The organism is Apilactobacillus kunkeei, assembly GCF_001308195.1.
Lineage (GTDB): Bacteria > Bacillota > Bacilli > Lactobacillales > Lactobacillaceae > Apilactobacillus > Apilactobacillus kunkeei_C.
On sequence record NZ_JXDF01000021.1, the window covers coordinates 1 to 1432 of the forward strand.

At 32.7% G+C, this 1432-nt stretch carries 2 protein-coding genes; both read left to right on the top strand.

What is annotated here, in order from left to right:
• The first annotated feature begins 48 nt into the window (after positions 1–48).
• On the top strand, positions 49–537 hold the full coding sequence (locus RZ78_RS05820; protein WP_054608412.1) for a helix-turn-helix domain-containing protein: 489 nt from the start codon (positions 49–51) through the stop codon (positions 535–537).
• Positions 538–557: 20 nt separating this feature from the next.
• On the top strand, positions 558–1403 hold the full coding sequence (locus RZ78_RS05825; protein ID WP_054608413.1) for an IS3 family transposase: 846 nt from the start codon (positions 558–560) through the stop codon (positions 1401–1403).
• The last annotated feature ends 29 nt before the right edge of the window (positions 1404–1432 follow it).

Genomic DNA, 1432 nt, shown 5'->3' on the forward strand with positions numbered 1-1432 from the left:
TGAACTGAACCCCTTGAGTTGGAGAAATCTAACTTAAGGGGTTCTTTTATGTTTTCTAAAGAATTAAAATTAGCTGCCATTAAAGATTATTATAATGGTTTAGGATTTACAAAAATCACTAATAAATATGGTATTAAAGGGTCTGCGACCCTTTATGAATGGATCAGAAAAGTTGAACAATTTGGAATTGAATATTTCTCAAAAAATACAAAGACATATTATGAATATTCATTTAAAATAAAGGTCATAAATTGGCGACTTAAAAATCATGAATCTTTAACAAATGCCGCACGGCATTTCGGTATAAGCGGTCCTTTTGTGATATATCAATGGGAACGATTAGAAGCTGAAGGTCGCCTAAATAAACCTAAAGGAAGACCGCCCAAAATGAAAAATAATAAAGATATGTCATTAGAAGAAAAGAATAAGCAACTTGAACAACAAGTAACATACTTACAAGCTAAGGTTGCATACTTGGAAAAATTGGACGCCTTGATTCAAAGCAAAAAATCACCAATAAAGAAAAAGCGCAAATAATAAATGAGTTAAGGCGAGAAATGAACGTTCCATTATTTGTGTTATTAGATATTGCCGAGATGTCTAGTAGTAGTTATTACGATGCGTGTCAACGTGAGTACGAAGTTGATGACCAAGAGGTCATCAGTGAGATGAAAGTCATTAGAAACGAATTTAAAGATTACGGATATAGAAGAGTAACCATTGAATTGAAACGCCGAGGATATAATATCAATCATAAAAAAGTCCTTCGCATCATGAAGAACGAAGGACTCTTATGTGATAGTTATAAAAGAAAAATCAGAAAGTATAATTCTTATAAAGGAACTTGTGGCAAGGTCGCAAGCAATAGACTAAGAAGAAGATTTAAAACAGATCGACCATATCAAAAGATAGTTACAGACGTTACTGAACTTAGATGGGGAAACAAAACAACCTTAGAAAGAGCATATTTCACAGCGTTTATGGATTTATACAACGGTGAAATAATTTCTTGGAATATAGGATTACACCCAAACGTTGATTTTGTAGTTTCTCCATTAAATGAATTAATGGGACTACGTCCCAAAACTAATTACAGAATGACTGTTCATTCAGATCAAGGATTTCAGTATCAAAACGGTAGATATATCAATGTTTTAAAAAGTAATAAAGTGTTTCAAAGTATGAGTAGAAAAGCTACTTGTTTAGACAATGCATGCATAGAAAGCTTCTTTAATCAATTAAAGGTCGGCACTGTTCATAATAATAATTTTAAAGATTATAATTCCCTTAACCAAGCGGTTAAGGAATATATCTCCTATTACAACAATTATCGTATAAAACAAAAACTGGGAGGAATGTCACCGGTTGAATACCGGAACAATTCCTCCCAGAAAATTGCATAACCATCCTCCAATTTTAGGGGTTCAGGTCA